The sequence below is a fragment of the Nocardia sp. NPDC049526 genome (assembly GCF_044465765.1).
GTDB lineage: Bacteria > Actinomycetota > Actinomycetes > Mycobacteriales > Mycobacteriaceae > Nocardia.
In genome coordinates this window covers 74,396-99,288 of sequence record NZ_JBITMA010000006.1, presented here as the reverse complement: position 1 = coordinate 99,288, position 24,893 = coordinate 74,396, and the positions used below count along the sequence as shown (strand labels likewise).

At 65.2% G+C, this 24,893-nt stretch carries 25 protein-coding genes and 1 pseudogene; 19 read left to right on the top strand and 7 right to left on the bottom strand.

Annotated elements, in window-relative coordinates; translation table 11 throughout:
- Positions 1–57: 57 nt before the first annotated feature.
- The 9 genes from ACIBW7_RS20135 (at position 58) to ACIBW7_RS20095 (ending at position 10,063) form a co-directional block, all read left to right on the top strand.
- On the top strand, positions 58–2,055 hold the full coding sequence (locus ACIBW7_RS20135; protein ID WP_397048344.1) for a pyruvate dehydrogenase complex E1 component subunit beta: 1,998 nt from the start codon (positions 58–60) through the stop codon (positions 2,053–2,055).
- Positions 2,056–2,133: 78 nt separating this feature from the next.
- Positions 2,134–2,793: a TetR family transcriptional regulator gene (locus ACIBW7_RS20130; RefSeq protein ID WP_397048342.1), complete on the top strand. Its 660-nt coding sequence runs from the start codon at positions 2,134–2,136 to the stop codon at positions 2,791–2,793.
- A 159-nt stretch (positions 2,794–2,952) separates the two neighbouring features.
- Positions 2,953–3,705, top strand: a complete 753-nt coding sequence (locus ACIBW7_RS20125; protein ID WP_397048340.1) for an SDR family NAD(P)-dependent oxidoreductase — start codon at positions 2,953–2,955, stop codon at positions 3,703–3,705.
- Positions 3,706–3,806: 101 nt separating this feature from the next.
- Positions 3,807–5,330, top strand: coding sequence for a long-chain fatty acid--CoA ligase (locus ACIBW7_RS20120; protein WP_397048337.1), 1,524 nt, complete (start codon positions 3,807–3,809; stop codon positions 5,328–5,330).
- Positions 5,258–5,698 (top strand): SDR family oxidoreductase, encoded by a 441-nt coding sequence (locus ACIBW7_RS20115; protein ID WP_397048335.1) that lies wholly within the window; start codon positions 5,258–5,260, stop codon positions 5,696–5,698. The genes ACIBW7_RS20120 and ACIBW7_RS20115 overlap by 73 nt, the downstream gene beginning before the upstream one ends.
- 171 nt (positions 5,699–5,869) lie before the next feature.
- Entirely contained in the window at positions 5,870–7,060 is a 1,191-nt protein-coding gene (locus ACIBW7_RS20110) for an NAD(P)/FAD-dependent oxidoreductase (protein ID WP_397048333.1), read from the top strand.
- Between the two features lie 48 nt (positions 7,061–7,108).
- Positions 7,109–7,303: a ferredoxin gene (locus tag ACIBW7_RS20105; RefSeq protein ID WP_397048331.1), complete on the top strand. Its 195-nt coding sequence runs from the start codon at positions 7,109–7,111 to the stop codon at positions 7,301–7,303.
- A 25-nt stretch (positions 7,304–7,328) separates the two neighbouring features.
- Positions 7,329–8,546 (top strand): cytochrome P450, encoded by a 1,218-nt coding sequence (locus ACIBW7_RS20100; RefSeq protein ID WP_397048329.1) that lies wholly within the window; start codon positions 7,329–7,331, stop codon positions 8,544–8,546.
- Positions 8,547–8,788: 242 nt separating this feature from the next.
- Positions 8,789–10,063, top strand: coding sequence for an amidohydrolase family protein (locus tag ACIBW7_RS20095; protein WP_397048327.1), 1,275 nt, complete (start codon positions 8,789–8,791; stop codon positions 10,061–10,063).
- Positions 10,064–10,101: 38 nt separating this feature from the next.
- Here the strand turns inward: ACIBW7_RS20095 and ACIBW7_RS20090 are convergent.
- The 3 genes and pseudogenes from ACIBW7_RS20090 to ACIBW7_RS20080 all read right to left on the bottom strand — a co-directional run.
- Positions 10,102–11,142, bottom strand: a pseudogene (locus ACIBW7_RS20090) (Re/Si-specific NAD(P)(+) transhydrogenase subunit alpha); the annotation flags it as partial.
- A 209-nt stretch (positions 11,143–11,351) separates the two neighbouring features.
- Positions 11,352–12,089 (bottom strand): SDR family NAD(P)-dependent oxidoreductase, encoded by a 738-nt coding sequence (locus ACIBW7_RS20085; RefSeq protein WP_397048325.1) that lies wholly within the window; start codon positions 12,087–12,089, stop codon positions 11,352–11,354.
- A 38-nt stretch (positions 12,090–12,127) separates the two neighbouring features.
- On the bottom strand, positions 12,128–12,523 hold the full coding sequence (locus ACIBW7_RS20080) for a carboxymuconolactone decarboxylase family protein (protein WP_063038678.1): 396 nt from the start codon (positions 12,521–12,523) through the stop codon (positions 12,128–12,130).
- A 227-nt stretch (positions 12,524–12,750) separates the two neighbouring features.
- Here ACIBW7_RS20080 and ACIBW7_RS20075 point away from each other — a divergent pair, with 227 nt between their 5' ends.
- The 5 genes from ACIBW7_RS20075 (at position 12,751) to ACIBW7_RS20055 (ending at position 17,107) form a co-directional block, all read left to right on the top strand.
- Entirely contained in the window at positions 12,751–14,382 is a 1,632-nt protein-coding gene (locus ACIBW7_RS20075; RefSeq protein WP_397048322.1) for a flavin-containing monooxygenase, read from the top strand.
- A 40-nt stretch (positions 14,383–14,422) separates the two neighbouring features.
- Positions 14,423–14,821 (top strand): nuclear transport factor 2 family protein, encoded by a 399-nt coding sequence (locus ACIBW7_RS20070; RefSeq protein WP_397048320.1) that lies wholly within the window; start codon positions 14,423–14,425, stop codon positions 14,819–14,821.
- Positions 14,822–14,863: 42 nt separating this feature from the next.
- Positions 14,864–15,262, top strand: coding sequence for a nuclear transport factor 2 family protein (locus tag ACIBW7_RS20065; protein ID WP_397048318.1), 399 nt, complete (start codon positions 14,864–14,866; stop codon positions 15,260–15,262).
- An 18-nt stretch (positions 15,263–15,280) separates the two neighbouring features.
- A complete protein-coding gene (locus ACIBW7_RS20060; protein ID WP_397048316.1) occupies positions 15,281–16,318 on the top strand; it encodes a cyclase family protein in 1,038 nt (345 codons plus the stop codon).
- Between the two features lie 96 nt (positions 16,319–16,414).
- Complete coding sequence (locus tag ACIBW7_RS20055) at positions 16,415–17,107, top strand: TetR/AcrR family transcriptional regulator (RefSeq protein WP_397048314.1); 693 nt, start codon at positions 16,415–16,417, stop codon at positions 17,105–17,107.
- Between the two features lie 66 nt (positions 17,108–17,173).
- Here ACIBW7_RS20055 and ACIBW7_RS20050 read toward each other — a convergent pair whose 3' ends face one another.
- Positions 17,174–18,112: an SDR family NAD(P)-dependent oxidoreductase gene (locus tag ACIBW7_RS20050; protein ID WP_397048312.1), complete on the bottom strand. Its 939-nt coding sequence runs from the start codon at positions 18,110–18,112 to the stop codon at positions 17,174–17,176.
- Positions 18,113–18,196: 84 nt separating this feature from the next.
- Positions 18,197–18,997 (bottom strand): enoyl-CoA hydratase/isomerase family protein, encoded by an 801-nt coding sequence (locus ACIBW7_RS20045; RefSeq protein WP_397048310.1) that lies wholly within the window; start codon positions 18,995–18,997, stop codon positions 18,197–18,199.
- Between the two features lie 90 nt (positions 18,998–19,087).
- Between ACIBW7_RS20045 and ACIBW7_RS20040 the strand changes: the two genes are divergently transcribed.
- The 3 genes from ACIBW7_RS20040 (at position 19,088) to ACIBW7_RS20030 (ending at position 21,788) form a co-directional block, all read left to right on the top strand.
- Entirely contained in the window at positions 19,088–19,840 is a 753-nt protein-coding gene (locus ACIBW7_RS20040; protein WP_397048308.1) for an SDR family NAD(P)-dependent oxidoreductase, read from the top strand.
- Positions 19,837–20,748 carry an adenylate/guanylate cyclase domain-containing protein gene (locus ACIBW7_RS20035; protein ID WP_397048306.1) on the top strand — a complete coding sequence of 304 codons (912 nt, stop codon included), beginning with the start codon at positions 19,837–19,839 and terminating at the stop codon, positions 20,746–20,748. Before ACIBW7_RS20040 ends, ACIBW7_RS20035 begins: the two co-directional genes overlap by 4 nt.
- Positions 20,749–20,810: 62 nt before the next feature.
- A complete protein-coding gene (locus ACIBW7_RS20030; protein WP_397048304.1) occupies positions 20,811–21,788 on the top strand; it encodes an NAD(P)H-dependent flavin oxidoreductase in 978 nt (325 codons plus the stop codon).
- A gap of 254 nt (positions 21,789–22,042) precedes the next feature.
- Here the strand turns inward: ACIBW7_RS20030 and ACIBW7_RS20025 are convergent, their stop codons facing one another.
- Together ACIBW7_RS20025 and ACIBW7_RS20020 are read right to left on the bottom strand one after the other, a co-directional pair.
- Positions 22,043–22,795, bottom strand: a complete 753-nt coding sequence (locus ACIBW7_RS20025) for a helix-turn-helix domain-containing protein (protein ID WP_397048302.1) — start codon at positions 22,793–22,795, stop codon at positions 22,043–22,045.
- Between the two features lie 96 nt (positions 22,796–22,891).
- Positions 22,892–23,125: a hypothetical protein gene (locus ACIBW7_RS20020; RefSeq protein WP_397048300.1), complete on the bottom strand. Its 234-nt coding sequence runs from the start codon at positions 23,123–23,125 to the stop codon at positions 22,892–22,894.
- Positions 23,126–23,378: 253 nt separating this feature from the next.
- Between ACIBW7_RS20020 and ACIBW7_RS20015 the strand changes: the two genes are divergently transcribed.
- Together ACIBW7_RS20015 and ACIBW7_RS20010 are read left to right on the top strand one after the other, a co-directional pair.
- On the top strand, positions 23,379–23,684 hold the full coding sequence (locus tag ACIBW7_RS20015; RefSeq protein ID WP_397048298.1) for a hypothetical protein: 306 nt from the start codon (positions 23,379–23,381) through the stop codon (positions 23,682–23,684).
- Positions 23,681–24,871 (top strand): JmjC domain-containing protein, encoded by a 1,191-nt coding sequence (locus ACIBW7_RS20010; RefSeq protein ID WP_397048296.1) that lies wholly within the window; start codon positions 23,681–23,683, stop codon positions 24,869–24,871. The genes ACIBW7_RS20015 and ACIBW7_RS20010 overlap by 4 nt, the downstream gene beginning before the upstream one ends.
- Positions 24,872–24,893: the final 22 nt, after the last annotated feature.

Sequence of the window (24,893 nt, the reverse complement as noted above, 5' to 3'; positions counted from 1 at the left end):
GCCGCACGTCAACAGTCGCACCGAGTGCGAGGCCGTCGAGCGATCGGTGAGAAATCCATGACAATGACTGAATCCAAATTGCGGACAACGGACTTGGGGAATGCGGCGACGCTGACCGAGATGTACCGGAGAATGCTGACGATTCGGCGGTTCGAAGAGCACGCCGCCCGGCTCTACCGCGACAGCCGGATACCCGGATTCCTGCATCTTTCCATCGGGCAGGAGGCATCCGCGGTCGGTGCCTGCTGGCCACTGGACGACCGGGATGTGGTGACCTCGACCCATCGCGGCCACGGCCACTGCATCGCCAAGGGCCTCGATGTCGACGGTATGTTCGCCGAGCTGATGGGCAAGGAGACCGGAACCTGCAAGGGCCGCGGCGGCTCCATGCACATCGCGGATCCACGCAAGGGGATCTTCGGCGCGAACGGCATTGTGGGCGCGGGCCTCCCGATCGCGGTCGGCGCCGGTACCGCCGCCCAGCTGCGCCGGGGCGGCGGCGTGGTCGTCGCCTTCTTCGGCGACGGCGCCATCGCACAGGGCGTGTTCCATGAATCGGTCAACCTGGCCGCGGTGTGGGACCTGCCCGTCATCTTCTTCTGCGAGAACAACGGCTACTCCGAATTCTCCGCGGCCGCCGACCAGCACCGGGCGACCCTGCGCGAGCGCGCGACGGGCTACGGCGTCGAATACCACGGGGTGGACGGCAACGATGTCGTGCAGGTCGCGGCGCTACAGCGCGAGCTGGTCGCTCGGCTGCGCGCTGGCGCGGGCCCGATGATCGTCGAAGCCACCACCTACCGCTGGCACGGGCACTACGAGGGTGATCCCGAAAGCTACCGGGACGCCGAAGAACTCACCGAATGGAAGAAGCGCGATCCGCTGATCCTGCTCGCCGACACCATGCGCGGGCGCGGCCTGGCCGAGCAACTGGCTGTCGTCGAGCGCGAGGTCGATGCCGTGATCGAGCACGCGATCGAGCAGGCCACCGCCGCACCGTATCCCGCTGCCGAGACGGTCGGCGATTTCGTCACCACGCCACGTGCCGAAATACCGGAACCGGCGACCCCGACCGGCGGAACGCTGAAGGTCATGCATGCGATCACCAATGCGCTGACCCGCGAGCTCGAAGACGATCCGACCGTCTTCCTGGCGGGTATCGATGTCGGAAAAGGTGGCAATGTCTACGGTTTGACTCGCGGTCTGGCCGACCGATTCCCGGGCCGCGTCCGCGACACCCCGATTTCCGAAAGCGCGATCATGGGGACCGCGGTGGGCGCGGCGATGGCGGGCTACCGCCCGGTCGTCGAACTGATGTACTTCGACTTCATCGGCGTCTGCCTGGATCAATTGATGAACCAGGCGGCCAAATTGCGCTTCATGACCGGCGGCGCGGTGACCATGCCCCTGGTCGTGCGCACCCAGTTCGGTGCGGGCAAATCCTCCGGCAGTCAGCATTCCCAGAGCCTGGAGGGTCTGCTCGCCCATATCCCCGGCTTGACCGTGGTGATGCCGTCGACTCCGGCCGACACCTATGGCTTGCTGCGGGCCGCGATCCAGGATCCAAATCCGGTGATCTTCATCGAGAACCGCCTGCTGTACGGCAAGAAGGGGCCCGAGCCGTCGGCGGATCACCTTGTGCCCCTCGGTAAGGCGATCGTGCGACGACCGGGCGTGGATGCGACCGTGGTGTCGTACTCGAAGATGATGTACGACTGCCTCGCCGTCGCCGATCGACTGTCCGCCGAGGGTATCGAGGTCGAGGTCATCGACCTGCGGACCATCAGTCCCCTGGACTTCGATACCGTCCTGACCTCGCTACGCAAGACGAATCGCCTGGTGGTCGTCCATCAGGCCGTCGGTGAATTCGGCGTCGGCGCCGAATTGGCCGCGCGCGCCGTCCGCGAGGGATTCTGGTACCTGGACGCGCCGGTGATCCGGGTAACCGCAGGAGCGACACCCGCGCCGTACACTCCGGCGCTGGAGCAGATCTGGCTGCCCGACGAGGCGCGCATCGAGGCCGCGATTCGCGAATCCCTGGACGCCCACCCGTGACAGACACCGACACGGTAGCTTCTACCGACCGTTCACTCTGCGTATACTCGGTTCGCACGCGACCGCGGGAGGGATGAGATGGCTCGACCACCAGGACACGGACCCGCCTACGAGGTCAAGCGACAGGAAATCATCGATACGGCCGCGGCGCTATTCGCGAAAAAGGGCTATGCCGCGACGGGGATCATCGAGATCGGTGACACGGTCGGCTTGGCCAAGGGCGCGCTGTACTACTACATCGGCTCCAAGGAAAATCTGCTCGTCGAAATCCAGGGGCGGGTTCTCGACCCGTTGTTGGTCGTCGCCACGCGTATCCAGGAGTTGGATGCGCCACCACTGGTCAAACTTCGGTTGTTGTCCGAGGAATTGCTGAACGTCATCTTCGAGCGCCTGGACCATATCTGGGTGTACGAACACGACTATCGCCAACTGACCGGCGAGAATCTGTCCCGGATGCTCGAGAAGCGCAAAGAAGTCGAGCATGTCGTGCGGTCGCTGCTGGTCGACGCGATGGACGACGGATCGCTGCGCAAGGCCGATCCGACCCTGGCCATGCTGCAGTTTCTCAATATGCACAACCGCACCTATCAGTGGCTGGATCCGGATAAGCGATGGGATGCGAAATTCCTGTCGAAGTCCTATTGCCACACACTCTTCAATGGCTTCGCCGACGGTAAATGCGATCTCGAGGCGTTGGAGGCGCAGGTCGAGGCGCAGACAGCGGCGAGTACCGCCTAGCACCTGACCGACCCGAACGCCGCGTTCGACAACCACGTGTTGTCCGACGCGGCGTTCGGCGTTTCCGGGGTCTGTGCGCGAGACCTTGACAGATTTGCGGTTTTGGTTTTGTATACCGAGTGTTCTAATTAATTAACTGTCCCGACATGGGAGGCCGACATGGGTTCGAGGCTCGAAGGCAAGACCGCGGTGGTGACCGGCGCGGGGGGCGCGCTCGGCTCGGCGGTCGCGCTGCGCTGCGCCGAGGAGGGGATTCGCGATCTCGTCCTCGCCGACCTGAATGTCGATGTCATGGCATTGTTGGCAGATACATTGCGTGACAAGGGAATTGCCGTAACTACCGAACGGCTGGACGTCGCCGACGGCGACGAATTCGATGCCCTCATCCGGTCTGCCGTCGAGCGCAGCGGCACCGTCGATGTGCTGGTGAATACCGCGGGCATCGTGTCGCCGAACGCCCGTATTCATCATCTGTCCACCGAGGACTGGCAGCGCACGATGTCGGTCAACTTGACCGGCACCTTCCATGGCATCCGTGCGGTCGCTCGCGCACTGCGCAAGAAGGGGAATGTCTCCATCGTCAATATCGCCTCCGTCAGCGGGCTGACCGCTTGGGCGTATGCCGCGCCCTACTGTGCGTCGAAGGCCGGAGTGATCCACCTGACCCGCGTTGCCGCACTCGAATACGCCAAGGAGGGAATTCGGGTCAACGCCGTATGTCCGGGCACCTTTCCGACGGCCGTGCACGACGGCCTGCCCGCCGAGGCGATGAATGCGATCGAGGCCAAGCATCCGCTCGGATTCGGCGCACCCGCCGACATCGCCGGCGCGGTCGTATATCTCGCCGGCGATGAATCCCGTTGGGTCACTGGGCATTCCCTGGTCGTCGACGGCGGCTACTCGTTGCCGTGATGTGGCGGAACCGTCGTCGATGGTTGTCTGCCGCGCCGCAGTTGATTAGCCTGACCGGTACAGAAAACTTTCAGTTTCCTCTTCACAGCGAAGGCCCGTGAATGTTCAACTTCGCCGCCGTGTTCGACCGGAACGCGCAACAATACGCAGCCGAAATCGCACTGTCCGAAGGCGATCGGGCCCTGAGCTACGCCGAACTGCGCACCCGCGTGCATGCGCTGGCCCGCACACTGCGTGAACTGGGAGTCGGCGCGGGCGATATCGTCGCCGTGCTGTTGTACAACCGGGTCGAATTCGTGGAAACCATGCTCGCGGCCAATCACATCGGCGCCGCGATCATGCCGCTCAACTATCGGTTGTCCCCGGCGGAATGGCAGTACATTCTCGAGCACTCGAACGCCGGCGCCATCGTGACGGAGTCGGAGTTCACGGCGGGGATCGACGCATTGGCTCCGTCGCTGCCGCTGTTGCGGCATCGCGTGACGCTGGATGCCGCGCCGGATCCGTCGTGGCTGGAATACGACGCGCTGATCGGACCGAATATCGGCCGGACAACGGCGATTGTCGATGTGCAACCCGATGCGCTGCAACGACTTATGTACACCTCGGGCACGACCTCGCGCCCGAAGGGTGTGATGATCTCGCATCAGAATCTGACCTGGAAGAACCTCGCGCACATCCTCGAGTTCTCGCTGACCGCCGCGGACAACACCCTGGTGTGCGGCCCCCTCTACCACGTGGGCGGTATGGATCTGCCGGGTCTGGCCACCTTCCACGCCGGTGGGCGACTGAGCCTGATCCGCCGGTTCGACGCCGCCGCGGTGATGGACGCGATCGAAAAGCTGCGCCCGACCAATGTCTGGCTGGCGCCGTCGATGATGAACGGCCTGCTGCAATTGCCCGATATCGCCGATCGCGACACCTCATCGATCCGCTTCATCACCGGCGGTGGTGAGAAGATGCCCATCCCGCTGCTCGACCGGATCGCCGATGCGTTCCCGGGCGTCTGGTTCGCCGACGCGTACGGCCTCACCGAAACCGTCTCCGGCGATACCGTCAACGATGCCGAACACATGCGATCGAAGGTCGGCTCGGTCGGTCGGCCGGTGGCCGATGTCGAGGTCGCCATCTTCGACGAGCGCGATACCAGTGTTCCGGCCGGACAACTCGGCGAGATCGTCATCCGTGGACCCAAGGTGACGTCGGGCTACTGGCGGGACGAGGCGGCCACCCGCTCGGCCCTGCGCAACGGGTGGTTCCACACCGGAGATATCGGGCGTCTCGACGAAGACGGCTACCTCTACATCGAGGACCGCAAGAAGGACATGATCGTCTCGGGCGGGGAGAATATCGCCACCCCGGAGGTCGAGCGGGTGCTGTACGAAAACCCGGACGTCGTCGAGGCGGCGGTCGTCGGCATACCCCATCCGCGCTGGGGCGAGGTGCCGAAGGCATTCGTCGTGCTGCGTGCGGGCAGCCACTTCGACGCCGAGGCGCTGAAGGATTTCTGTCGCACCCGCTTGGCCAAATACAAAGTGCCCGCGGAGATCGAATGCATCGACACCTTGCCGAGAACTCCTTCCGGAAAGGTGCTCAAGCGCGTATTGCGCGACGGTACCGCCTGATCCTGGAGCACCTGCGCGAGACGCTCGGCGCGTCCGTCGAGGACGCGGGCATCGCGTACAGCTGGGCCAAGTGTGGCGTGCACCGGTTCGTTCGGCAGGAGGTGATGCGCCTCGGTCCGGTCGGTGCGCGCATCTGCTCGGTATCGCCCGGCATCGTCGCCACGCCCCAGGGGAAACAGGAAGCCGAAGCGCATCCGATGACGGGCAAGCTGGTCGGGGGCACACCGTTGCGGCGGATGGGCAAATCCGGTGAGGTGGCCGCCTTGGTTGCCTTCGCGCGGTCCGATCAGGCAAATTTCCGCAATGGCATCGACCTGCTCGTCGACGGCGGTGCGTATGCCGCCGTGCAGGTCGTGGCCGGAAAATAGTTCACTCTTTTTGCCCGGTTCGGTCGGTCGCCTGCGGCCGAACCCGACCTCCTGCCGCTGGTCCACTGGTTTTCCTTGATTGTACCGACCGATAGGTCTAACATTCGATTGTCGCCGGGCACGAGGCAGTCGAACGGAGTCGCAGATGAGGTATGTGCGCGAGGCAGTCGCATGACCGCGCCGGAACAGGTGCTGGTGGTCGGTGCGTCGGCTGCTGGATTGTCCACGGTGGAAGCGCTGCGGCGCAAGGACTTTCAAGGCACGATCACGGTGCTCGGCGATGAGCCGCACGCACCGTACGATCGACCGCCGCTGTCCAAGCAGGTGCTCTCCGGCGCGTGGGAACCGGATCGGGCCGCGCTACGCAAGCAGGAGATGCTCGCGGCATTGGATGTCGAATTCGTACTCGGTGCTGCGGCGACGGCGCTGGATCCGGCCACACGAACCGTTCGAACCGCAGCGGGTCACGAATTGCGGGCGGATGCGGTCGTACTCGCCACGGGCGTGCGGGCGCGGACATTGCCCGGACAGGATGACCTGACCGGTGTGCACGTATTGCGCACACTCGACGACGCGCTGGCGCTACGAGCGGATCTACTGATCGGTTCGCGATTGGTCGTCGTCGGCGAGGGCGTCCTGGGTGCCGAAATCGCCGCCACCGCACGCACACTCGGGCTGGACGTGACGATGACCGGTCCGCAGCCGGCCCCCATGGCCTTGCAGGTCGGCGCGATGGTGTCGAAACTGTTGGCGGACTTGCACACCGAGCGCGGTGTGCGGCTGCGACTCGGCACCGGCGTCGTCGGCCTGGACAGCGTGGACGGTCGAGTCACCGGTGTGCGGCTCGGCTCCGGCGAAGTGCTGCCCGCGGATGTCGTGGTGGTCGCGATCGGCGCGGCCCCGGCGACCGGCTGGCTGAAAGACAGTGGGCTGCAGCTGGATAACGGTGTGGTCTGCGATTCTCGCTGCCGTGCCGCCGAGGGCATCTATGCCGTCGGCGATCTGGCCCGGTGGCATCACGAGCATTTCGGCGGGCTGATCCGCCTGGAAAACCGGACCAATGCCACCGAGCAGGCCGCGGCCGTCGCCGGTGTGATCATGGGGCAGGACCAGCCGTATGTGCCGGTGCCCTACTTCTGGACCGATCAGTTCGACGTGAAGATCCAGGTGCACGGCAGGCTTTCCGCGGGTGCCGATGTCGACATCGTCGACGGTGACCCGGCGACCGGTCGGTTCGTCGCGCGGTACCGCGACGCGGATGTGGTCACCGGGGTCCTCGGCTGGAATATGCCCAAACAGACCCGCCAGCGCCGACAGGAGATCGTCGATACGCTCCCGAGTCCGGCCACTCCTCGGCCCTGATTGCCTTCAGCCCCAGCCCAATTCACCGAAATGACCAGGAGAGAACCGATGAAGGTTGTCATCGACGAAGACAAGTGCGTCGCCGCGGGGCAATGCGTTGCCGCCGCTGCCGAGGTGTTCGACCAACGTGACGAGGACGGCATCGTGGTGCTGCTGAACGAACACCCGTCGGCCGAACAGGCCGAGGATGTCCGGCAGGCGGCGGCCGTCTGTCCTGCGCTGGCGATCTCCATCGAGGAATGAAATGTCGAGCCAAGGAGAGCCGATCATGACCGAGACCGTGGATGTCCCTGAATACCCGACGCCGCGCGATGCCAAGTGCCCGTTCCTGCCCTCGCCGGAATTGCGTGAGCTGCACGCCGCCGGTCGCCCGGTCTCGCGGGTGCGCACCTGGGACGGCCGGACCCCGTGGCTGATTGCCTCGCACGCCGCCCAGCGACAGGTCATGGGTGATCCGCGGGTCAGCGCCAACGACCATCTGCCCGGATTCCCGTATATGACCCGGAGCATCGCCGAGACGATCCATGACCGGCCGAAGACGCTCTTCGACACCGACGGCCCCGAGCATGCGCGATTGCGTCGGATGCTGACGAATTCGTTCACGCGTGGGCGGATGGAGAAGGTCCGTCCGGCGATCCAGCGGGTCACCGACGACCTCATCGACAAGATGCTGGCGGGCCCGAATCCGGCCGATCTGGTGGAGGCCCTGTCGCTGCCGCTGCCGTCGCTGATGATCTGCGAACTGCTCGGCGTGCCGTACGAGGATCACGACTTCTTCGAGGAACACGCCAAGATCACCAATGGTCGGGAGGTGACTCCGGAGGAGAACAGCGTCTCGAGTGCGGCCCTCGGCGCCTACCTGGGCAAGCTGATCGTGGCCAAGATGGAAAACCCCGCAGAGGACGTTGTCTCCGACCTCGCGGCGCGGGTCAAGGCGGGCGAGCTGGATATGCCCGGCGCCACCATCATGGGCATGATCATGCTCATCGCCGGTCACGAGACCAGCGCGAATATGATCACGCTCGCGACCGCGCTGCTGCTGGAGAATCCGGACCAGCTGGCACTGCTGCGCGAAACCGAGGATAAGAAGGTCATCGCGGGCGCGGTCGAGGAACTGCTGCGCTATCTGACCATCCCGCACCTGTTGCAGCGCCGCATCGCCACCGAGGACATCGAGGTCGAAGGCCATACGATCCGTGCGGGGGAGGGCATCATCAGCTCGTTGCCCGCTGCCAACTTCGACCCGGTGGCGTTCCCTGACCCGGAGAAGCTCGATCTGCTGCGCGAGGCGCGCCACCATCATGCGTTCGGCTGGGGGCCACACCAGTGCATCGGCCAGCAGCTTGCGCGCATCGAACTCGAGGTTGTATTCGGCACCCTCTACCGCCGCATCCCGACGCTGCGACTCGGCGTCGACTTCGACCAGTTGCGGTTCAAGGGTGATTCGCTCGCCTACGGCATCTACGAACTGCCTGTTGCCTGGTAGTCGCAAGCGCGGCCGTGGCCCGCGTCCGCACCGCCGTCGAGCGGTTGCTCCCGGACGCGGCGTCCGCGGCCGCGCACTTCAGGTTTAGGTGCACTCCTCACGGCATATATGCAGTACTACACCGACTTTGGCGGCAGAAGTATCCTCAATTTCGAAGACTGGACCGAGCGGTACAAGTAACCTTGGACGCGGATCCCTTTACCGATTGCCAATGGCGCATCGAGGGACGAGAGAGGTACCGCATGTTCAAGGAATTCGTCGCCTCCGGTGACTCGCACATCATCGAACCGGTCGACCTGTTCAAAACCCGGCTGCCCGTACATCTTCGGGAACGGGCGCTCTGGGAAGAGGAATTCACCCTCGACGAGCCGATCGTGCCGGGTGGACACACCGAGTTCAAGAAACTCCACACGATCGGCTTCGACGGCTGGACCATTTCGAAGTACCGGCAGACCGCCGGACCGACTCCGGACGGCGAGCCGGAGCACATCCTTCGGGATATGAATATCGATGGCGTCGACGCCGCCGTGATGTTCCCGAATCTGTCGCTGTTCGTGCTGTTCACCGACGATCACGAGTTGTCGATGGCGCATGCGCGCGTCTACAACGATTACATTGTCGAGCGCTATCTCCGGTACAAGGACCGGATGCGCCCGACCGCCGCCATCCCCGTCACCGATATTCCGGATGCGGTCGCCGAGATCGAACGCTGTGCCCGCGCCGGTCTCGGGGCCATCCTGGTGCCGGAGCTGCCGCCGGTGCCGTATTGGTCACGGCATTACGACCCGATCTGGGCGGCCGCGCAGGCCAACGGAATGCCGGTGTTCTTCCACGTCGCTACCGGCGGGGTTTCGGTCAAGGAAGAAACCTCGGAGACGGCGGTCACCGTCAAGGGCCTGATGATGGCGGTCAATATGGGCAAGGGGCAGCTCACCGACGATATGGTGGCGGGCCGGACCATGGGCGGCGGCAATACCGCCTCCGCGATCCCGCAGGGCATCATCGCCGACCTGGTCGGCGGCGGCGTCTGTGAACGCTTTCCGAATCTGCACTTCAACCTGGTCGAGTACAGCGCGGGCTGGCTGGTTTCCTACCTTGGCATGATGGACCGGTCATGGCGGACCGGCACCGGCCAGGACCCGGACTGGTGGCTCGGCTTCTGGGACGAAACTCGTTCGCCGAAGGATCAGCCGACCATGGGACGGCTGTTCAATATCAATGCGAAGTGGCCGTGGCCGCTGAAGCCGAGTGAGTATGTGCAGCGCCAGATCCACGTCCAGTTCGCCGATGACCCGACCGCGGTCAAAGCCCGGCACATCACCGGATTGACGACCATCATGTGGGGCAACGATTACCCGCATGCGGAGGGAACTTTCCGCGGCAGCGCCGAATGCATCGCCGAGAATTTCGAAGGGGTTCCCGACGAGGATCGCGCGGCTATCCTGGGCGGCACCCTCGCCGATATCGTCGGTTTCGACAAGTCCGAGAAGCTCGCTGAGGTCCCCGAGGGCGTCTGACTCGCGCTCGGATGCCCGGAGCCGAGCCGCTCCGGGCATCAGTGGGCAGGGACGCGGTCCAGCGCGCGCACGATGTCTTCGACACGTTGTTCGGCGTCGCCGAACAGCATCTGGGTGTTCTCCCCGAAGAACAGCGGATTCTGCACGCCCGCATATCCGGCCGCCATCGACCGCTTGAAAACGATGACGTTCTCGGCCTCCCACACGCGCAGCACCGGCATGCCCGCGATCGGGCTGGTCTTGGGCGGCGGGGTTGACCGCTGCGGTAGGACTTTCGGTGCGACCACCGGGGTGGCCGAGACCTGCACCGGCGGTGGCGGCCACAGCTTCGCGCCGTCCCGAGCGACGGTGATGGCCCGCTGCACGACGTCCTCCAGATCGAGGACCAGCCGACCGTCCTGGCCCGGTGTCAGCAGCTTCAACAGGTTGACGAGGTTGGTGCCGTAGAGCTGCGAGTCTTGTGCGGGCAGCCGGCCGACCAGATCGGTGTAGCCGATGATCGTCACACCGTTGTCGGTGACAATCTTCCGGCCGGGCACCGAACCTTCCACATTGCCGCCCTGCGCCGCCGCCATATCGACGATCACGCTGCCGGACTTCGTCGACGCGACATCGGCACGGGTGATCAGCCGCGGCGCCGCCCGACCCGGGACGAGTGCCGTGGTGATGATGACGTCGACCTCCCCGGCCTGCTGGGAGTAGAGCTCGGCGGCCTTGCGGTTGTATGCCTCGCTCGTGGCCTTGGCATAGCCGTCCGTAGCCGCCATCTGCTCCTCGACATCGACCGAGAGATATTGTCCGCCAACGGATTCGACCTGTTCGGCGACCTCGGGCCGCGGATCGGTGGCCCGCACGATCGCGCCGAGCCGGCTCGCCGCACCGATCGCGGCCAGTCCGGCGACTCCGGCACCGGCCACCAAGACCTTTGCGGGCGGCACCTTTCCGGCCGCGGTGACCTGACCAGTGAAGAACCGGCCGAATTCGTGCGCGGCCTCGACGACCGCGCGGTACCCCGCGATATTCGCCATCGAGCTGAGCACGTCCATCGATTGCGCGCGCGAGATCCGCGGGACGGCATCCGACGATTCCGATCCTCATCGTGTATTCCTCTACGCGCGTCCGTCACAACCACCCGGCCGACATATCTTCCGGCGGCCGGATCGCCTCCAGATCCACATCATCGGGGACCACCACCGGCGCCGTTGCCGGGGAGCGGGAGTACCGAGCACTCCCACCTGGAGGCGAATCCATCCGGCCGCGAACCCGGCTTCATCAGCGGATCGAGTTGTCAGAACAGATAGCGTCCACCGTTCACACTGAGCGTCTGACCCGTCACGTAACCGGCTTCCTCGGAGGCGAGGTAGGCGACCGCATGGCCGATCTCCTCCGGCTGCCCGGCCCGCTTCATCGGCATATGCGCCGCTGCCGCTTCCACGTCGATGGTCTGGCGGGTCAGTGGGGTGTCGATGAATCCGGGCGGAACGTGGTTGACGGTGATTCCCTGTTCGATGAACTCGACCGCCAACGCCTTCGTCAGGCCGATCACGCCGCCTTTGGAAGCCGCGTAGTGGGCCATGCCCGGTGCTCCGGTCTGCGCGGAGGACGAGGAGATATTGATGATCCGGCCCCATCCGGCCGCGAGCATATCGGGGACCAGCGCCTTGGTAACCAGGAAGGGGCCCTTGAGATTGATCCCGATCATGCGATCCCAGGAATCCTCGGACAAGCTCGTGAATGGCTCGTACGTCGTGATTCCGGCATTGTTGACCAGCACGGTGACGGGTCCGAGCTCGGCGTGGGTGCGGGCGGCCGACGCCGAGATGGCATCGGCATCGGCCGCATCGCCGACGACCGCGATGGCGGTGCCGCCCGCTTCGCGGATCGAGGCGACGGTCTTCTCGGCGTTCTCCAGGTTCAGATCCCAGATCGCGACCGCGGCGCCCTTGGCCGCGAGTACGGTCGCGATGGACTGGCCGATCCCGCTACCGCCGCCGGTGACGACGGCGAGCTTGCCTGCGAGTGACATATTCGTTCCTTTGCGTCGAAAGCGGTTGCCGGGCCGGGTTATTCGCCCGGTGCCGATTCACCCAGCGCGGCCCGGGCGGCGGTGCGTGCCGCGGTCGCGCGCGGGAATCCGGCATAGCCGCTGGCGTGGTAGATGACCTCGGCGATCTCGTCCTTGGTGAGTCCGTTGGTCAAGCCGATTCGGACGTGGTGCCCGAACTCGGTCTCGGACCCGAGCGCGATCAGAATGCCGAGTGTGACCAGGCTGCGATCGCGTGGAGCGAGTCCCTCCCGGCCCCACAGCTGGGCCCACACACTGACCAGGCCGATCTCGACGAGATCTTCACCGAGCTGACCGTCACGCAGGTCGATATCGCCCTCGGGAAAGACGCCGGGCAGGGCCGCGCGCATCACCGCGAGACCCTCGGTGCGCAAGTCGGTGTCCTTGGTTGTCATCAGCGACTCCCATCGCATTCCGTTGTGCTACTGGTTGTCGGCAATGTTAGAACAATCGGTCGGTACAATCAATGAGGGGGCGGCGTCCGCGCGTACGAAAAGTTCGGACGGGGCGCTGTTGATTCCGATCGGATTCGGCTCTAGTCTCGTGACCAACGTCATAGACCGACCGGTCGAAACATCTTTGGCGTCGTACAGCAGGCGACCCATTCGAGATTGGAGAACATATGAGTGGATCGGCGAACGCCGCTGGTACGACGGCTGACGCGGTCGACGTCCTGGTGGTCGGCGCGGGCGTGACGGGCATCTATCAGCTGTACCGGGCCCGCGAGGAGGGCTTCTCGGTGCAGCTGCTCGAGGCGGGCGACGGCGTCGGCGGGACCTGGTACTGGAACCGCTATCCCGAGGCGCGTTTCGACTCCGAGAGCTACACCTACGGCTACCTGTTCTCCAAGGAACTGTGGGAGGAGTGGGAGTGGTCGGAGCGGTTCACCGGCCAGCCGGAGAACGAACGCTACTTCAACTTCGTGGTGGACCGATTCGATCTGCGTCGCCACATCCGGTTCGGCGTCCGGGTGACCGCCGCGGAATTCGACGAGTCGGCCGGAATCTGGACGGTGCGCACGGATGATGGCGCCGAGCATCGCGCACGCTTCCTCGTCGCCGCGACCGGGGTGCTGTCGGTGCCGTTCATTCCGGAGGTGCCCGGACGCGAGGTGTTCGGCGGCGAACAGCATCACACCGGTCGCTGGCCGCAGACACCGGTCGATTTCACCGGTAAGCGCGTCGCCATCATCGGCACCGGATCCAGTGGCGTGCAGATCGTTCCGGCCATCGCCGACCAGGTCGCCTCGCTGACGGTGTACCAGCGGACGCCGGACTGGTGCACGCCGCTGAACAACGCCCCGCTCACCCCGCAGGAGCGGGCCGAGATCAAGGCCGACTTCGAACGGATCCGCGAGACCCTGAACACCTCGCCGAGCGGATTCCTGCATGCGCTGCCCAGCCGCTTTTCGACCGACGATACGGCCGAACAGCGGCAGGCGTTCTTCGAAAAGATGTGGAACAGCCCGGGTTTCACGAAGCTGACCGAAAACTACATCGACTTCACGACCAATCCCGAAGTGAACAAGGAGTTCTGCGAATTCATCGCGGACAAGATTCGCGGCATCGTCACCGATCCCGCGACGGCCGACAAACTGATCCCGAAGGACCACATCTACGCCGGTCGGCGTCCACCCTTCGTGACCGGCTACTTCGAGGCCTACAACAAGCCGAACGTTTCGCTCGTCGCGCTCAGAGAGACCCCGATCGTCCGCATCACCGAGACGGGCATCGAGACGGCCGAAGGCCCGCGTGAATTCGACATCATCATCTGGGCGACCGGCTACGACTTCGGCACCGGTGCGCTCAATCGGCTCGGCGTCCGCGGCCGCAATGGTCTTGCGCTCGAGGAGTATTGGTCGGAGGGGCCCAATACCTACCTGGGGGTCACGACGGCCGGGTTCCCGAACTTCTTCTTCCCCGGCGGGCCGCACGGCGCACTCGGCAACAACCCGCGTTACGCCGGTGACCAGGTGGATTGCGTCATCGGGGCGCTGGTGCACGCACGCGACAACGGCTACGAAGTCATCGAGGTGGACCCCGCCGCGGAGGCGGAGTGGACCGAAACGGTCAACAGCAGCGGGTCGCTGTTCTTGGAGAGCAGCTATTTCTACGGATCGAACATTCCCGGCAAGGCGGTCAAGCAGCTGCTCAATCCGACCGGGCGGCCCAACCTACAGCGGCTGATCGCCGAACTCGCCGCGAACGAGTACTCGGCATTCATCTTGTCCAAGGTCGAGGAAGCGGCCGCATGAAGCGATCTAGCAGGCAGTTCTGTTCGAAGATGGAGAGAAAATGAGCGAATCCAACGAAGCCCGGATCGCGGCCGGCGTGCGTGCGGCGATCGGCGCCCACACGCAGGCGCAGGACGCGGGACAGGCCGATGAAATCGTCGCCCTGTACGCGCCCGACGGGGTGCTCGAGATTCCGGGCATGGACCCGATCAGCGGTCAGGACGCGCTGCGGGCGGCATTCGAAGGCTGGGCGCCGACGGCGCCGCAGCGTCACCTCGTCGCCAACACCCTGATCACCGCCGTGACCGCGGACGAGGCGACGGCCGTCAGCGACGTGGCCTTCTTCCAGCGCGGCGAGGCGGGGTGGGCGGTGCAGGTCGTCGGTCGATACGAGGACACGCTGCGCCGCAGCGACGGAGTCTGGCTGTTCCAGCACCGCAAGACGACGTACCTGACCTAGAAACGGCGAATCTGCCGGAACCAGAACATCTTTGGAGAATCAATGAGCGAGTCCACCCAGGCGCAGGTCGCGCACGGGGTCCACAACGCCATCGCCGCGTACGCGCATGCGCTCGACGATGGACGCACCGACGACATCGTCACGCTGTTCTGCCCCGATGGCGTCAGCGAGATCATGGGCGTCGGCACGTTCGAGGGCCACGAAGCCATCCGTCAGGTCTTTGCCGGGATGGTGCCCACCCAACCGCAACGGCACCTGGTGGCCAACACCGTCATCACATCCTGGACCGAGGACGAGGCGACCGTGAACAGCGACCTGGTCTTCCTGCAGCGTGGTGAATCGGGTTGGGCTGTGCTGATCGCGGGCCGTTACGAGGACACCCTGCGTCACGATGGCGCCTCGTGGCTCTTCCGGCACCGCAAGATCACCTACGTGATGTAAGAGAGATAGGAGCAACCCGTGACCAAACGGTGGAAGCAACGCCCGCCCGGTTCGAACTGGGGCGATTTCGGCGACGACGATGAGTTGGGGCGGGTCAACCTGCTCACCCCGGAGAAGGTTCTGCAGGGGGTGCGCGAGGTCGAACACGGCATCACCTTCAGCCTGAGCCTGCCGCTGGACTACCCGGGCGGTAGCGCATTGAACCAGCGCCGGTATCCGCCGATCCTTCGGCCGACCGAGGATCTGGCGCACAATCAGGACACCTTCTACAACGTCGTCGCGCGCGACAAGATCGCCCCCAGCTTCATCGATCTGTGGAGCGACGATGTCGTGACGCTCTGGCTGCAGTATTCGACGCAGTGGGACTCGCTGGCGCATCAGGGCGCATTGTTCGACGCGGACGGCGACGGTGTCGCGGAACCGGTGTACTATAACGGATTTCGCCCCGGGACCGATATCGTCGGTCCCCAGGAGGACGCCAAGGGTGACGGCAGCGGAAGTGTCTCCTTCGCCAAGCACCTCGGTTGCGAGCACATGGCCGCACACGGCATGCAGGGCCGCGGCGTCCTGATCGACGTGTCGCACCTCGGAAGCGACTGGCAGCCGGTCGATTTGAAGATGCTCAAAGACATCATGGCGAAGGACAACGTCGTCGTGGAACCGGGCGACATGCTCCTGCTGCACACCGGCTTCGCCACCCAGGTTCTCGCCTGGGAGAAGAACCCGGGACCGGAGATCCAGGCCATGTACCCCTACCTCGACGCGACGGATGAGTCGCTGCTGGAGTGGATCGCCGAATCGCAGATTTCGGCGCTCGTCTCGGACAACTACGCGGTCGAAGGCTGGGCGCCCGACAGCGAGACGCCGCACACGCTGCTGCCGATCCACAACCTGTGCCTGTTCAAGCTCGGCATCCCGCTGGGTGAGCTCTGGTACACCGAGGAACTGGCGACCTGGCTGCGCGAACACGAACGCAGCCGCTTCCTGCTGACGGCGCCGCCGCTGCGCCTGCCCGGGACGATGGGCAGCCCGCTGACCCCGGTCGCGACCGTCTGACGCGGGTCGCCGGATTCCAGATTCGGTTCGGTGCAGGTGAGGCGCTATGCCTGACCTGCACCGAACTGTTTTCGCTCGAAGGAAGGGAGCGCCGCGATGCCTACAACGCGCACGGAACGCGCGAAAACCGCCCGCTACTACCGCAAGCGGGAGCAAGTGGTGGATGTCGCCGTCGAGCTCTTCTCGAAGAACGGCTATGCGAGCACCGGGGTCGCCGATATCGGCGCCGCCGCCGGACTGGCCCGGGGTGCGCTGTACTACTACATCGGTTCCAAAGAAGAGTTGCTGGCCGAGATCCACGACCGCGTGATGGATCCACTGCTCACCGAGGCCTCGGCGATCGTCCGGCTGGATATCGGTTTCCAGACCCGTCTGCGATTGCTCTCGGAATCGCTACTGCGCCAGATCGTGCACCGGCAAGATCACGTGTGGGTCTTTCTGCACGAGCACCATCAACTGCAGGGTGAATACCGCATCCGATTCCGGGCCAAGCGCCAGCGTTTCGAGTCGCAGATCCGCGACGTGCTCGCCGACGGGCATCGGCAGGGCAAGCTGCGGGTGCGGGATCTGGAGCTCACCACCCTCGCGTACCTGAACCTGCACAACTACACATATCAGTGGGTGGGTCGGCGCGCGGATCTGCAGGTGGACGAGCTCGCCCGCTTCTATTGCGAGATCTTCTTGAACGGAATTCTGATCGAGCGGATCGACGAGGCGGCGGCCGAAGCCGAACTGGCCCATGGCCGTTCCGTGCTCGGTGTGCTGCTCGCGAAGGGGCTCGAACACTAGGAAGCCCGTCGCTCGCCGCACCTCTCCCACCGGGTGCGGCAAGCGACGGGCTGCTGCCTATCGCCGCTATGACGTTGCGTCGGCGCTCATCTGAGCGAACTGATGCTTCAGGAAGGTGGCGGACCAATTCATCAGATCCGTCGGCACGTAATAGCCGGTCTCGTCATTGATCGCCGCCCAGTGTGCGGCGACATCTTCGATCGTGGCCGGGCCCTGTGCCAGATAGCCTTCCGTCGAGGCCAGGAACAGTCGTGCGAAGCGGCCCGCTCCCGCGGTGTAGATCTCGCCGTTGACCGGGCAGCTCTCGTGGGCCAGGAAGGCGGCCATCGGCGCCACCGACTCCGATGGCATGGCCGCGGCGGCGGCCGCGGCATTCTCGTCGCTGTCGGGATCGCCACCGGCCATGCGGGTATAGGCCGCGGGCGCAAGCAGATTCACCTTGATCCCGTGCGGTTCACCGGCCAGCTTCGCGCTGCGCGCCAGGCCGATGAGGCCTGCCTTCGCCGTCGCATACGGCAGGTTGACGTCCATGCCGAAGATTCCGCTCGAGGTGGTCAGCACTACCCGGCCATAGCTCTGGTTCAGGAAATGCGGCCAGGCGGCCTTCATGGTGTTGAACGAGCCGAGCAGATGTACGGCGAGGTGTCGCTCGACATTGTCCAGTTCGACATCGGGCAGGCCCGCGTACCTGACGATGCCCGCGTTGTTGATCAGGATGTCGATGCGGCCGAACCGCTCTACCGCGGCGTCGATGATCGCCTGGGCCCCGGCCGGTGTCGAGACGTCGTTGCCGTCGGCGATGGCCGAACCACCGGCCGCGATGATGCTGTCGACGACCGCCTGGGCCGGTGTGGTGTCGGCGCCGTCGCCCTCGATCGATCCGCCGAGGTCGTTGACGACGACGCTCGCCCCGCGTTCGGCCAGGAGCCGGGCGTGGGCCCGCCCGATGCCGCGACCCGCGCCGGTAACCACCGCGACGCGGCCCTCGAAACTCAACTCACTCATTCGCGACTCCTGTCGTACTTCATTGTCGATCCGTGGCCCCGGTCACCGTATTTTAGACCAATCGGTCAGTACATACAATGAAAGTTATCGGCCGTGGAAGGTTGCTTTTCGCGGGCCTTCCTGGACGAAGCTGCGCAGACCGTGCTGTCCGTCCTCGCTTGCGAAGCATCGGGTGATCAGATCGGCTTCCAGTGCCAGCCCGTCCTCGATCGGCATGTCGAATCCGTTATCGATCGCCTGCTTCGCATACCTGAGCGCGAGCGGGCCGCGGGCGTACGAGAGGCCTCGCTCGACGGCGGCGTCGAACACATCGGCGTCGTCGAGCAGTTGATCGATGAGGCCGATGCGCAGGGCCTCCTCCGCGCGCACGAGGCGTCCGGTGAGGATCAGATCCTTTGCTCCGGCGAGTCCGACGATCCGCGAAAGACGTTGTGTACCACCGGAGCCGGGCATGATCCCGAGCGTGATCTCGGGCAGGCCGAGAACGGCGCCGCGACCGCCGATGCGGAAATCGGCGGCCAGCGCCAGCTCGCAGCCGCCGCCGAGCGCGTAGCCGTTGATCGCCGCGATCGTGATCTGCGGAGTAGTTGCCAGGGCGTGAAATGCTTGTTGCAGCACCCGGTTTCGCTGTCCGAACGCCTCGGGGGAGAGGCTGAGCATCTCCTTCACGTCGGCGCCGGCTGCGAAGTGTTCGCCGCCGGTGATCACGACCGCCCGATAGGTGGTGCTGCTGCTGTGCAGTTCCGCCGCAACGGTTTCGAGCAGATCCCACATCTCCTGGTCGAGCGCGTTCACCGGATGGCGCTCGATGCGCAGGATGGCCAGTCGCTCGTCGGCGGGATGCGGCTCGAGCCCGACCTTGGCGGGCGCTGGATTGCTGCTCACTATTCGATGCCTCCGTTTGTGTGCTACGTTCGCGCGGTACAGTGTACCGACCGGTCGAAGAATTTATCGGTGGATGGACGGTGAGATGCAATGGGTATGGGGCATGCCGACGTATCGGGGCGACGCGTAGTCATTACCGGCGCCGGACGCGGCTTGGGACGGGTACTCGCGACCGCCTTCGACGCCGCGGGGGCACAGCTGGGATTGGTCGCGCGGTCGGAGCACGCGCTGCGCGAGGTGGCCGACTCGCTGCACGGCGACCCGCTGGTGTGCGCGGGTGATGTGCGCGACGACGAGTTCAACGACACCGTGGCCGAACGCATGGTCGAGCGCTTCGGGGGCGTGGACGTGTGGATCTGCAATGCCGGTGTGTCGCCGGAGGTTTCGACGGTGACGCAGACCAAGCCCGCCGTATGGCGCGACATCATCGACGTGAACCTGACCGGTACCTTCCTGGGTGCGCGTGCGGCGGCGTCGGTGCTGGGGGAGGGCGGTCGGATCATCGTCACGGGTTCGGTCATCGGTCAGCGGCCGCGTGCCGGACTTTCCGCGTACGCGGCTTCCAAGAGCGGCGCCCACGCCCTGGTTCAGGCCCTGGCACAGGAACTCGGACCACGTGCGATCACCGTGAACGCGGTCGCGCTCGGCTGGTTCGACACCGGGATGGGAGCGCATTGGCACCGAGATGCCGAGCGCGAGAACGATATCGTCGGCCATACCGCCCTCGGGCGCTGGGGAACCCCCGCCGACCTGCCCGGCATCTATTTGTTCCTGGCCGCCGAATCCTCGGCCTATGTCACGGGAACGACGATCACGGTCGACGGCGGATATTCACTGCTGTGACCGCTGCCCCGCGCTACACTGCCGCACAGGCCGCGGCCGCCGCCGGGGTACCGCTCGCGCGGGCCCGCCGGTACTGGGGCGCGCTCGGTTATCCGGCCGCGGATGCGGGCGATCTCGAATTCACCGAATCCGATATCGAGATGCTGCGCATGATGACCGGGTTCGTTGCCGAAGGTGCGGTGGCCGAGCCCGATTCGCTGCGGTTGGCCCGGGTGTTGAGTCGCTCCATCGCGCATCTGGCGCAGTTGCAGGTGGAGATCGTCACCAGCCGGTCGGGAGCGAACGGTGTCGGGCGCGCCGAGGCGGTCCGGGTCCTGACCGACCGGACCTCGGAGGTGCAGTGGTTGGTCGGGCAGATCTGGCGTCGCCAGTTGAGCGTCGCGGTGGCCATGCCCGAGGCCGACGAGTCCACGTCGGCGGTATCGGGCGTGGGCTTCGCCGATATCGTCGACTTCACGGAACTGAGCCGGGATCGCTCCGAGATCGAGCTGACGCGCATCATCGCGCGATTCGAATATCGCGTCACCGAGATCGTCGTCGACCGCGGTGGTGACGTCGTCAAAACGCTCGGCGACGAGGTGCTGTTCACTGCCGACAACGCCGCGGCCCTCGCGCATATCGCCACCGGGCTGATCGCGGCCTTCGAAGACGATGCCGATATCCGCGGCCTGCGGGTGGGTTTGGCGCTGGGACCGGTGGCCCGGCACCTGGGTGATGTCTTCGGCACCACGGTGAATCTGGCGAGTCGACTCACCGTGCGCACCGAACCGAATACCGTGCTGGTCGCACCCGCGGTGGCCGAGGCGCTCGCCGGGCATCCCGACTTCGACCTCACAGCACTGGAACCTGCGGATATTCGAGGATTCGGCCCGACGACGCCGGTCCTATTGCGCAATAAAGTATCCTGATTTCCGTCGCGGCCGTCACGATCAGCGCATTCCCAACCTCCGGCCGTGTTCGAGGAGATTCCATGAGCGTGCCGCCCGTCCTGCGCGACCGACTGCGTCTGCCCGTTATCGCGTCCCCGATGTTCATCGTGTCGAATCCGGAGTTGGTCATTGCCCAGTCGACATCGGGCATAGTCGGGTCGTTCCCCTCACTCAATGCCCGCCCGGAATCCGAACTGCGGCACTGGCTCACCCGGATCATCGAGGCGCTGGCCGAATTCGATGCCCGGAATCCGCAGTCGCCGAGCGCGCCGTACGCCGTGAACCTGATCGTGCACAAGACCAACGATCGGCTCGACCACGATCTCGCGGTGGTCGAGGAATTCCGTGTCCCCATCGTGATCACCTCACTGGGGGCTCGGCCGGAGGTCAACGAACGCATCCACGCCTACGGCGGCATCGTGCTGCACGACGTCATCAACAATGCCTTCGCCCGCAAGGCCGTCGAAAAGGGCGCCGACGGGCTCATCGCCGTGGCGGCGGGCGCGGGCGGTCACGCAGGAACGCAGTCGCCATTCGCATTGGTCCAGGAGATCCGGAGTTGGTTCGACGGACCGCTGGTGCTGTCCGGATCGATCGCGCACGGCAACTCGGTATTGGCCGCCCAGGCGGCGGGTGCCGACTTCGCCTACATCGGGTCGATGTTCATCGCCACCGACGAGGCGAACGCGGCACCCGACTACAAGCAGATGATCATCGATTCGACCGCCTCCGACATCATCTACAGCAACCTCTTCACCGGCGTGCACGGCAACTACCTGCGCGGCAGCATCATCGCCGCCGGCCTCGACCCCGATGCCCTACCCGGATCCGACTCCGCGGCAATGAATTTCGCCGGCGGCAGCGCCAAGGATGCGAAGGCCTGGCGCGATGTCTGGGGTGCCGGTCATGGCATCGGCAACGTCGACGCGGTTCGTCCGGCCGCCGCCGTCGTCGACCGCCTCATCGAGGAGTACGAGACAGCTCGGGCGCGTCTGTCGGCCGTACCCGTCCATACGTGACGGGGGTGCGTAGGGAACCCCGCACCGCTGCCGCGGCGGTCGACCGGTGGCCGGTGAGTCGCTGCGTAACTGTCATATCGCTGGGTATGGCGGGTTGTGAGGGCAACTAGCGAAGAAGGTGAGACCCCGATGTTGATGGATATGTTCTGGATGACCGTGGACTTCTTGCGTTCCATGCTCGGCATGTGATCACCGACCACATCCAGGGCCGGTTCCTGCCGCAATGCGGCAAGGACCGGCCGCCTCATATCCGGTCAGAGTGTCAGCACTCCATGCGATCTGAGGAGTTTGGTGAGATTGGTGCTGACCAATCCTGCCGCCCGCTTTACCGCTTCGGCCACGCCCGGGATTCGCTGGACTTCGGCCACGGTCGCCGCCAGCGCCGCGACGATCTCACCCGCGGGGCCGTGCACCGGCGCGGCGACGCAGGCGAGTCGGAATCGGCTCATATCGGTGTCGTAGGCAAGTTCCGTGGCGCTGCTCATGGTGATTCGGCGACGCCACTCTCGCGCCGAAAAACCCTCCGGCGGTGTGGGATTCGGATGACCGAAGGCCAAGACCTGCTCGGCGGCCGTGCCCGGCGGCAGCAGTACTCCCGGCCGCAGTGGAAAAATCTCGTCGATCTCGCGTCCGATGCCGCCGATGAGCATGGTGTGTCCCCGGTCGGTCACCGCGAGGCTGAACCCGCCGCGATCGGATGCCGCGGTGAGCTGTCGCAGCGGCCGTGCCGAGGCCGCCCGGAGCAGCCGCGCTGGTTGCCAGGTCTGGCCGAGCCGGAATACCCGGGGGCCGATCTGATAGCGGCCGCCGCGCCGCTGCACCGCCCCCTCGGCGACCAACTGGTTGAGCAGCCGGTACGCCGTTGCCTTCGGCAATCCCGCTGCCGCCGCCAACCGGGTCAAACCCATCTCGTTGCCGTGTGCTAGCACCTCGAGCAGGGCGAATGCTCCCTCGAGCACGGTGCGCCCGCCAGTGGTCCCCGTGTTCTCCGTGATCGCTTCGCTCACTGTCTGTCCTCCCGTGCAGATAGTGAGAAGCCTCCGACTTCCAGCTCTCACCCGCGTTTCACCGATGTCTCACGGTGCTGCGGGAACCTCGGGCGATCACGAGCCAGGTGGTTCTCCCTCGTCCTGAATTCTGCCCGGAGGTTCGCCTTCCTCGACAACCGCCGCGTGCACGATCTGCCGCTTTGCGCGGCTGGAGAACTCGTCGACCAGCCCGGCTGTCACGGTTGTATCGATCGCACCGATCGGACGGATCGCGTAGTCCTTCGTGATGTCGTGATCGACCCGAACGTGCACGGCCGGAGGGACTTCGGGGTTGTCCATGATCGGCATCGACTCACTCCTCGGGGTGTCGGTGGCCGGTCCACACTGTCTCGGCAGGTAAGTACACGTCCAGGGCATAGTCCGCTGGACGAACCGGGCATTCCGGTGATGGCGTTGCGGGTTCGCTCAGCGGACCCGGTCCTCGACGCTCGCTCGCGTGCCGGGGCAGCATTGTCGGCAGCAATCACGCAGTCTCCGCGATCGCTGAAAGATGTTGCATCGCTGGTGAACTCGTTCTCAACGCCGTCTTACGGAGTAGCCGATGGCAATCATGGACAATCCCGAAGTCCCTCCCGCCGTTCATGTTCGGGTCGATCACGAGGTGGAGAAGGACTATGCGGTCCGCCCGATCGGTGAGGTCGAGGTGACCATCACGGCCGGGCAGGTCGACGGTTTCCTCAACCGTCCGTCGGGACTGGTCGCGAGGTCGAAACCGGTTCCCGAAGGGGACGATGCCACGGTCCGCCCGATCAGCAAGTCCGCGGTAACCGTCGCAGACGGTTTGGTGGACGAGTTCGCGAATCGCCCCGCCCAGCTTGTTTTCAGCCCGCAACGGGACGACGAATGACCGATACGTCAACAGGTTTCGGGTTCGCCGATTGGTTCACGCCGTTGGATCTGGCGGAATTCCGCGACGGTGTGCTCGGCCGCGAGGTGCTGGTCACCGAACCGCGCGCGGAGCTGGCCGAACGGCTTCGCGACGCGCTCGCCATCCAGTCCGTCGACGACCTGTTCGTCAAGCGGGTCCGCCAGGTATCGGCGTGGTTGCCGCTGCTGGACGGCACGCTCGGTTCGGCGATTATCCGCCCGGACAGCGCGCGAACCTTCTATGCAGCCGGCACCACGCTGTTCTATCAGGACGTCGCCGAATTCGCCCCGTTCGCGACAGAAGCCGCCGACGCGTTCGGAGTCTCGGCGAAATCGGCGAAATGCCAGCTGTTCTGCAATCGCCCCGGTTCAGGCACCTCCGTGCACTTCGATCCGGTCGATGTCATCACGGTGCAGCTGACCGGCTGCAAGACCTGGCGGGTCGCGCCGAATCGCTTCGCGCCCGCGCCGCTGGAGGGCTGGGCGCCGAATGATCCGGTGTCCGCGATCATGCGCATCTACGGTGCAAGCGAGCCGCCATCGGAGATACCCGACGACGCCACCGAATACCGGCTCGAACCCGGCGCGGTACTGCATGTTCCGCGCGGATACTGGCACGAGACCAGTTCCGACCAGGAATCGATCTCACTACATATCCTGCTGATCCCACCGCTACGCCTGGACTTCCTGCTGGCCTCCCTGCGCAACGAACTGCTCCGGGAGCCGTACTGGCGTGAATCGGTATACGACCTCGACAGCACGCAGTGGCTCACCGCCGCCCAGGATGCCTTCGACGACGCGGTCGCCAGAATCAGCATCCAGGATCTGGTCCGATCACCGGTCCCCGACTTGTCCGTGACCCCCGAAACTGCCTTTGTCCGAGCCGGGCAATGCGCATTGCACGTCGACACCACCCACGCCGAAACCGCCGGAATCTCCGTCACCGCCTACGGCTTCCGCGACACCTCGACCACGACAGTGCAACTCGACCGAAGCTACCTCCCCGCGTGCCAGTGGGTGAACCAGCTGCCGACCGGAGTTTCGCTGGACGTAGCCGACGTACTCACCGCGGCACCCGAACTGTCCAAAGCGGAGGCACAGCAACTGCTCGGTCTCTTCGAGCGAGCCCGACTCGTCCGCCGCATCGGGGAGCACCGCCTCGAATAGTGCCGAGAGGCTATTGACAGGA